The organism is Streptomyces sp. Y309 (assembly GCF_056712025.1).
In genome coordinates this window covers 237348-245934 of record NZ_JBWYAE010000002.1, presented here as the reverse complement: position 1 = coordinate 245934, position 8587 = coordinate 237348, and the positions used below count along the sequence as shown (strand labels likewise).

Annotated in this window: 5 protein-coding genes; 4 read left to right on the top strand and 1 reads right to left on the bottom strand. The window is 74.9% G+C overall.

Annotated elements, in window-relative coordinates; genetic code table 11:
- Positions 1–2196 (bottom strand): acyl-CoA dehydrogenase family protein (locus AC0KTA_RS40460; RefSeq protein WP_481056945.1); only part of this gene is annotated, 2196 nt, incomplete at its 3' end.
- 1585 nt (positions 2197–3781) lie between these two features.
- Between AC0KTA_RS40460 and AC0KTA_RS40455 the strand changes: the two genes are divergently transcribed.
- From AC0KTA_RS40455 to AC0KTA_RS40440, 4 genes are all read left to right on the top strand, one after another.
- Positions 3782–4471 carry a ScbR family autoregulator-binding transcription factor gene (locus AC0KTA_RS40455; protein WP_481056944.1) on the top strand — a complete coding sequence of 230 codons (690 nt, stop codon included), beginning with the start codon at positions 3782–3784 and terminating at the stop codon, positions 4469–4471.
- 348 nt (positions 4472–4819) lie between these two features.
- Entirely contained in the window at positions 4820–5203 is a 384-nt protein-coding gene (locus AC0KTA_RS40450; protein ID WP_481056943.1) for a hypothetical protein, read from the top strand.
- Complete coding sequence (locus tag AC0KTA_RS40445) at positions 5169–6389, top strand: cytochrome P450 (protein WP_481056942.1); 1221 nt, start codon at positions 5169–5171, stop codon at positions 6387–6389. Before AC0KTA_RS40450 ends, AC0KTA_RS40445 begins: the two co-directional genes overlap by 35 nt.
- A 414-nt stretch (positions 6390–6803) precedes the next feature.
- Entirely contained in the window at positions 6804–7754 is a 951-nt protein-coding gene (locus AC0KTA_RS40440; RefSeq protein ID WP_481056941.1) for an AfsR/SARP family transcriptional regulator, read from the top strand.
- Positions 7755–8587 lie beyond the last annotated feature (833 nt).

The window sequence follows — 8587 nt, the reverse complement described above, 5'->3', positions numbered from 1 at the left end:
GAAGGCGTGGGTGAGGGTTTGCATGTGGGGGGCGAGGGTGTGGTGGGTGTGGTTGAGGGTGGTGGGGAGGGTGTGGATGTGGTGGGGGGTGAGGTGGCCGTGGGCGAGGAGGTCGCCGGTGTGGGGGGTGAGTTGGTTGAGGAGGTAGAGGCGGCAGAGGTGGGTGAGGAGGGTTTTGGTGGGGGGGTGGGTGGTGTGGTGGATGGTGGTGAGGAAGGCGTGGGCGGTGTGGCGTTGGGCGTGGGCGGTGGTCATGTTGAGGGCGGCGGGGGCGGCGTGGTTCCAGCGGGCGAGGGGGTTTTGGGGGGGTCCTTGGCGTAGGGCGGTGCGGGCGCGGGTCTGCCAGAGGGTTTCGGTCTGGGTGATGAGGTGGTGGAGGAAGTTGAGGTCGGTGAGGGGGGTTTCGGCGAGGGGGGTTTGGGGGGTTGGGGGTGTGGGGGGTGGGGGGTGGTGGATGAGTTCGGCGGCGGCTTTGGTCCAGATGACGAGGTTGTCGCCTTCGGCGGTGATGCCGCCTTCGATGTTGTGGGTGAGGTCGGTGATGCCGTTGTGGGGGAAGAGGCCTTGGGCGCCGAGGCGTTCGCGGCATTCGGTGGTGATGTCGCGGGCGTGCCAGGTGATGAAGGCTTTGGTGATGGCGATGAGGCGTTCGGTGTCGGCGCGGGAGGCGCCGGCGCCCCCGGTATCGCCCCCGGTATCGCCCCCGGTACGGCCGTCGGTGGCGTCAGGGCCGCCGCCGGGGCCGTGAGTGCCGCCGTCGGGGCCGTGAGTGCTGCCGTTGGTGGCGTCAGGGCCGTTGCCGGTGCCGTGAGTGGCGCCGTTGGTGGCGTGAGTGCCGTCGGGGTGGCCGGCGCCGTGGGTGTCGTGGGTGTGGTGGTCGGCGCCGTGGGTGCCGCCGGTGCCGGTGCTGGTGTCGTGGGTGTGGTCGGTATGGGTGCCGCCGCTGGTGCCGGTGTCGTTGTCGTTGGCGGTGCCGTGGGTGTTGGTGTTGGTGTGGTCGGCGTCGTCCGTGCTGTTGGTGTGGGTGTGGGTGTATTGGGTGAGGGTGGTGCGGTGGAGGAAGGTGAGGGCGTAGGCGGTGGCGATTTTGTCGAGGAGGCGGCTGTGGTGGGTGCGGTGGTGGGCGAGGGGGATGCGTTCGCCGCGGCGGGGTCCGCTGGTGTGGCGGGTGTGGGCGTGGGTGACGGCGATGGTGAGGGCGGCGCGGGCCATGCCGAGGCAGCCGGCGCTCATGCAGAGTTTGCCGGTGGTGACGCGGTTGATGGAGGCCAGGAAGCGTTTGCGGGGGTTGCCGAGGTGGCTGGTGAGGGTGCCGTCGGGGTTGAGGCGGCCGTGGTCGGCTTCGAGGAGGGCGTGGCGGGGGAGTGGGACGTGGTTAAAGGTGGTGAGGCAGTGGTCGATGGCGGGGCCGTTGCTGGGGGGCAGGGGGGTGACGGTGATGCCGGGCAGGAGGCCGGTTTCGTCGCTGAGGGGGGTGAGGAAGAGGAAGACGCCGTGGTCGTGGCCGTGGGAGATGAGGCGGGCGGCGACGACGCCGGTTTTGGGGCCGCCGGTGAGGCTGGTGTTGGGCATGAATTTGGCGGCGCCGGGGGTGGGGGTGTGGAGGGTGAAGGTGTTGGTGTCGGGGTGGTGGGTGGCGGTGGTTTTGAGGTTGGCGGCGTCGTTGCCGTGGTCGAGTTCGGTGCACAGAAACGTTCCTGTGCGGTGCATTTGGGTGTAGGGGGTGAGGTCGCGGGGGTGGTGGGGGTCGTCGTGGTCGATGAGGCTGCCCAGGAACAGGTTGTAGTGGATGCTGGCGGCGGTGCACAGGCCGCCGTCGATGAAGCCGGTCCATTCGTGCAGGGCGGCCAGGCGGCCGGGGTCGCGGGCCAGGGCGGCGGCGTCGACGCTCTGGTTGACCAGGCGCAGTCGGCGGTAGGACAGGCGGGTGCGTTCGGTGTGGTCCAGGCCGGGGACGGGCCGGAACTCGCTGCGTGAGACCAGGGCGCGCCAGCGGTCGTGGGCGTGGCCGGCGCCGGCGCCGGCGGTGTCGAAGAGCAGGGCCGACAGTTCCCCGGCCACCTTGGCCTGGCCGGGGGTCAGGGCCGTTGTGGCCGTCTCGGGCGCCGGGGTCTGCCCGGCCGTCCCGGGCACCTCCGCCTGCCCGGGCACCAGAGCCGATCCGGCCGCCCCGGCCGCCGGGGCTTCCCCGGGCACCCCGGCCGCCCCGGGTGCCGGGAACTCCCCGGCTGTCCCGGGTGCCAGGATCTCCCCGGCTGTCCCGGGTGCCAGGGCCGTCCCGGCCTGCCGGGGCGCCAGGGTCTCGCCGGCTGCCCCGGGCAGCGGCGCCGTCCCGGCTGCCGGGGGCGGGAGAACCTCCTCGACGGTCCCCGCCGGCAGGGCCGTTCCGGCCGGCCCGGCCAGCCCGGGCGCCAGGGTCTCCCCGGCAGTCCCGGGCAGCGGCGCCGTCCCGGCCGTCCCGGCCCGGAAGGCCTCCTCAACAGCCCCCGCCGGCAGGGCCGTTCCGGCCGGCCCGGCCGTCCCGGGAGCCGGGGCCGTCTCGGCCGTCGCGGGCGGGAGGGCTTCTTCGACGGTTCCCGCCGGCAGGGCGGTTCCGGCCGGCCCGGCTGTCCTGGGTGCCGGGGCCGTCTCGGCCGTTGCGGGCGGGAGGGCTTGTTCAACGGCTCGCGCCGGGAGGGCCGTTGCGGCCTGCCCGGCCTGTCCGGCCTGTCCGGCCTGTCCGGGCGTTCCGGGCGCTAGGGCCGTCTCGGCTGTTGCGGGCGGGAGGGTTTGTTCAACGGCTGCTGTCGGCAGGGCCGTTCCGGGTGCCGGGGCCGTCTTGGCTGTTGCGGGCGGGAGGGCTTCGAAGGGTGCTGGGGGCGGGGTGGTCCCGGTTTCGCCGGGTGGCGGGGTGGGGCTGTGGGTTCCGGCCCGGGTGGCCGGGTGGGGGTGGCCGGGCCGGGCGGCTGCCTTGGGCGGCGGGTCGCCGGGGCGGGGGCGGGGCGGGCTGGTCTGGGGTTTCCCGGTGTGCTGAGCGGTGTCCTTGTGGAGCGTCAGCAGGGTCATGGAACCTCTCCGTGAAGTCATCGGGCTGATGGTTGACGGGAGTTCAGGCCCATAAAGATACGGACCCACCGGTTTTTTGCAAGGGATGCGGGACCGCCCGCGCACCGCCCGCGCCCGGCCCGCGCCCGGGCCCCTCGGCTCTCCGGCCGTCCCCGTCCGCCCCGCTTCCTGCCCCGGCCTGCACTCCGCTTCCGGCGGGCCCGCGCCCCGTTCCCGGCGGGGTTGTGTCCGGCTCCCGGCGGGGGCGTGGTGCTTCTGGCGGGGGTGTGTCGGGCTCCGGCGGGGGCGGGGTGCCTGGTCCCAGCGGGGTTCGGGGTCCCGGTGTTTCCCGGGGCGAGGGGGCGGGTTGTGGCGGGTTCGGGGCCCGGTTTCTTCGGGGGTCCGGGGCTCCGTTTTGCCGGCAGGCTGGGGCGGGCTGTGCCGGGGTGGCGGGCGTGCGCGTGCCGCCGGCGGCGGGGTGCTCTGCGGGGGCGGGGCGGGCGGCAGCGCGGGCGCGGGCGGGGGCTGTTGGGGGCGGTGCGGGGCGGGCGGGAGGCGGCCGGGGCTGCCCGGGAGGCGGCCGGGAGGCGGCCGGGTGCTGCCGGGGTGGGGGTGGGGTGGGGGTGGGGTGCCCTGTTGAAAAACCGGCTGCCTGGTTCTATTTTGGGCGGTGTTTGATGTGCCCTCTACGCCGGTCCGTCCGCGGCTCGGGGCATCCGTCATGGTCCGGACGTGACGGGGGGTACGGAGGTGAACGGTGGCGCGCCAAGAACGTGCGACGCGTACGCGGCAGGCGATTCTGGTCGCGGCGGGTGAGGTGTTCGACGAGGTCGGATACGAGGCGGCGACGATTTCGGAGATCCTGAGGCGTTCGGGGGTGACCAAGGGGGCGTTGTACTTTCATTTCTCCTCCAAGCAGGAGCTGGCGCAGAACGTGCTGGGGGAGCAGGTGAGTGCGCTGCCGGCGGTGCCCGAGCGGGATCTGGTGCTGCAGAAGTCCCTGGATGAGTCGTTGTTGCTGGCGTATCTGCTGCAGCGTGAGGGCGGTGATGCGATCGTGCGGGGCGGGGTGCGTCTGACGGTGGAGCAGGGGGCTCCGGCACAGGACAATCTGGACCGGCTGTCGCCGATGCGGGGCTGGGTGGAGCGCAACGTGGAGATGCTGGAGAAGGCGAAGGCGGCCGGTGAGCTGCTGCCGCATGTGGATCTGCCCGCGGCCGCGCGGCTGCTGGTGGGCGCGTTCACCGGGGTGCAGGTGATGTCGAACATCATGACCGGGCGCACCGACATGCCCGAGCGGGTCATCGATCTCTACCGGCATCTGCTGCCCTCCATCGCCGTGCCCGGGGTGCTGGTGCAGCTGGACTTCCGTCCCGAGCGCGGCGCGCAGGTCTATGCCGCGGCCCTGGAACTGCGCCGCACCGGCGAGCCGGCCGCAGCCGACTAGCCCACCCCCACCCCCCGGCCCCCATCCCGCCCCCGGCCCCCATCCCGCCCCCGCCCTCGTCCCCGCCTCACCCCGCCCGGCCCCGCCGCCGGCGTCCCGGCCGCCCGGCTGCCTGGCCGTGCTGCGGTCCGGCGGCCCGGCTGTCCGGCGGCCCGGCTGTCCGGCGGCCCGGCTGTCCGGCCGCCCGGCTGTCCGGCCGTGCTGCCGCCCGGCCGCCCGGCTGTGCTGTGGTCCGGCTGTGGTGGCTGGCCTGTTGGCCTGTTGGTCCGCCGCCGCGGTCCCTTCCGGGGTCCGGGGCGGCGGGGCCGGGGGCGGGTGTGTGCCCCCTGGCTGTGTGTACGTACGCGGGTGTGCGGGCGTGCCAGACGCCCGGCCGACCGAAGGGAGCGCAGGGATGGCAACGACAGGGACGGCAACAACCACGCCAACGCCAACAACCACGCCAACGCCGGCGACTGCGCCGGTGACTGCGGCAGCGGCGGGGCCGCCGACGGCTACGCCGACGCCATCGCCCGCGACTACGTCAACGCCCGCATCAAAGGCGGCGGCAGGGGTGGCAGCGGCTACGCCGGCGACTGCGGCAGCGGCCGGGATGGCAGCGGCTACACCGGCGCCGGTATCAAAGGCGGCGGCAGGGGCGCCGACGCCGACGCCGACGTCAACGTCTGCGGGGCGGGGTGCGGGGGTGTGTCCGTATGTGCTGGATGTGCGGGGGCGGGATCAGGCGGGTGAGGCGGCGTTGCTGCGGGGGCGGGGTGCGGCGGTGCGGGTGGAGTTGCCGGGCGGGGTGCGGGGCTGGGCGGTGGTGCGCCAGCGGTATGTCAAGCAGTTGCTGCTGGATGAGCGGGTGTCCAAGGATGCGCGGCTGCACTGGCCGGCGTTCGCGGCCGGGGAGATCACCCGGCGGTGGCCGCTGTATCCGTGGGTGGCGCTTCAGAACATGCTGACCACGCATGGCCGGCGGCGGGCCCGGCTGCGCCGGCTGGTGCTGGGGGCCTTCACCGCGCGCCGGATCGAGTCCTTGCGCCCGTATGTGGAGCGGGAGAGCGCGCGTCTGGTGGACCACCTGGCCGCCTGCCCGCGGGGTGAGGCGGTCGATCTGCGGGCGTCTTTCGCCCAGGTGCTGCCGATCCGGGCGATCGGCCGGCTGATCGGCGTGGAGGAGGGGTGTGAGCGGGTGCTGTGTGCCGCGATGGACACCGGCTTCAGCAGCACGGCGACGGCCGCGCAGATGAGCGAGGCGATGGCGCAGATCACCGCGGTGCTCACCGACCTGGTGGCCCGCCGGCGGGCCGCTCCGGGCGATGACCTGACCTCCGCGCTGCTGCGGGTGCGTGACGGGGGCGAGGTGCTGAGCGAGGCCGAACTCCTGGACACCCTGCAGCTGCTGCTGGCCGCCGGCCTGGAGACGCTGACCACCTTCATCACCAACGCGATCGCCGCGCTGCTGGTCCACCCCGACCAGCTCGGCCACGTGCGCAGCGGGCGGGCCGGCTGGGACGACGTGTTCGCCGAGACCCTGCGCACCCGCGCGCCGGCGGCCTTCATGCCGCTGCGCTACGCCGTCACCGACATCGAACTGGACGACGGCACCCTCATCGGGCGGGGCGAGCCCATCATCGTCTCCTTCGCGGCCGCGGCGGCCGACCCCGAGGCGTACGGCGAGGACGCCGCCGTCTTTGACGTGCTGCGCACCACGGGCCGGGACAATCTCGGCTTCGGGCACGGCGCGCACTACTGCCTGGGCGCCCCGATGGCCCGCCTGGAGACCGGCGTGGCCCTCAAGGCGCTCTTCGGCCGCTTTCCCCGGATGCGCCTGGCGGTGCCCGCCGGCGAGCTTCAGCCGGTGGCGTCCTTCATCGTCAACGGCTACCACCGCCTGCCGGTCCTGCTCGGCCCGCCCGCCCCCCGACCCTGACCCCCGCCCCGGCCTCAGCCCCCGGCCGGGCCCTCGCCGCCCCTCCGGTGAACTCCCGGCGGTCGGGGGGCGAGGGGAAAACCGGAGCCGAAACAGCACGCCAGGTCTCCTTCTGCCGGGCCCGCGGCCCGCCCGCCCGGCCGCGGACCCGGCCGCCCCCGCCCGCCCCGCCCTCCGGGACACGGCCCGCACACTCCCCCCAACATGCCTGTGTTCAGGTGTTGTTGGTGTCCGGGCAGGTGAGGGGGGTCCGGCCGCGCCGCCCCCGCGCGCTGTTGCGCGGCGGCGGAACAGCGGGCGCGCAGCGATGAATTGACAAACCGGCCGCCCTGTTTTTCAATCGCAAGAGTGAGCGGGGGATCCGCCCCCGGCGGGCGCCCGGCGCGCGGCATCACCACGGACAGGGGAGACGGCGTGGACATCGACGTACTCGGCGCACTGGCAGTCAGGCACAACGGGATCTCCGTCACGCCCACGGCCCCCAAGCCGCGCCAGGTCCTGGCGCTGCTGGCGCTGCACGCCGACCGGGTGGTGCCGGTCTCCGCGCTGACCGAGGAGCTGTGGGGCGCCACTCCGCCGCGCAGCGCCCGCACCACCCTGCAGACCTACGTCCTGCAGCTGCGCGAACTCATCGCCCACGCCCTGGCCCAGGACGACACCGCCCCGGCCCGGTCCGGACCGGACAGCGCCGCGCGGAGCCGGACCGCCCGCAGCGGCCCCGGCGGCGGAGCACCGGAGGCGGCGCGCGGCGGGTTAACGCCCGCCCGCCCGCAGGACTCCCGGGCGGTGCGCCGTGCCAAGGAGGTGCTGGTGACCACGCCGGGCGGTTATGTGTTGTGCGGGGGTGGGGGGCGCAGTGATGTGCGGGAGTTCGAGCGGCTGGCGGGCGGGGGCTACCGGGCGATGGATGCGGGTGACTTCGCTGGTGCGGCGCGGCAGTTGGGGCAGGCTCTGGGGTTGTTTTCGGGGGTGGTGCTGGCGGATGTGCGGGCGGGGGTGCTGCTGGAGATGGAGATCCGCCGGCTGGAGGAGAGCCGGCTGTGCGCTTTGGACCAGCGGATCGAGGCGGATCTGCGGCTGGGGCGCCACCGTGAACTGCTGGCGGAGCTGACGGTGTTGGTGAGCCGCTACCGTACGCATGAGTCTTTGCACGGGCAGTTCATGCTGGCCCTGCACCGTTCCGGGCGGCGCGGGGAGGCCCTGGAGGTCTACCAGCGGCTGCGCACCACCCTGGTCAGGGAACTGGGCCTGGAGCCGTCTGCGGGACTGCGCCGGCTGCAGCACTCCATCCTCACCACCGGACCGGACACCCGGCTTCCGGCCCCCCGGCCCGGCGGCGAAAGCCCCCTCGTCCCCGCAGGCTGACCCCCCCCAACCCCCTCCGGCACGCCCCGGCACATCCCGGCGCCCGCCCGACGGCCCGGCCCCGCCCGGCAAGCGCCTACCCCACGCCGCCCCACCGCCCCCCCCAAGCAGGAGCACCGGAAGCCGCCCCCCCCGGGCGCCCGCCGGGCGCCCGCCCCCGGCTACGCCTCCGCCCCGGCTACGCCTCCGCCCCGGCTACGCCTCCGCCCTCGGTTCCGCTTCCGCTTCTGCCCCTCCGCCCCCGTCTCCGTTCCCGTTCCCGTTCCCGTCTTTCTGCCTCCGCTGCCGCCCTCGGCTCCGCTTTCGCTCCCGTCCCTCCGGCTCCGCTTCCGCCCTCCGGCTCGGTGTCCGCTCCGGCCCTCCGGGCCAGGGGTGTTCCGGCGGAATCCGGCCATCCGCACAGGGCTGCCGCCCCGCCCCGGGGGCGCACCGGCAGGCCGCCGCGACAGCCGCCCGGCACCCGGCGAACTCCCCACCCCGCCACCGCCGCCCGAAGCCCGCACCCCCGGCCGGCCCGCCCCGGGCCCGCCCTTTCCGCATGCGCGCGGACCACGGCCGGCCCGCCCCTTTTCGCGTACGCGCGGACCCTTGGCCGGACACCGGGACCGCGCCCGCCAACAGCACCCCCCGCACCCCCCCGCACCGCCACATCGCACCGCCACACCGCACCGCCACACCGCACCGCCACACCGCACCACCAGCGGCCGCACCACCGCGCCGCACACCGGCAGCACCCGGGGCCGCACCGGCCTGGCCCACCGGCCTGGCCCACCGGCCTGGCCCACCGGCCTGGCCCACCGGCCCGGCCCACCGGCCCGGCCCACCGGCCCGGC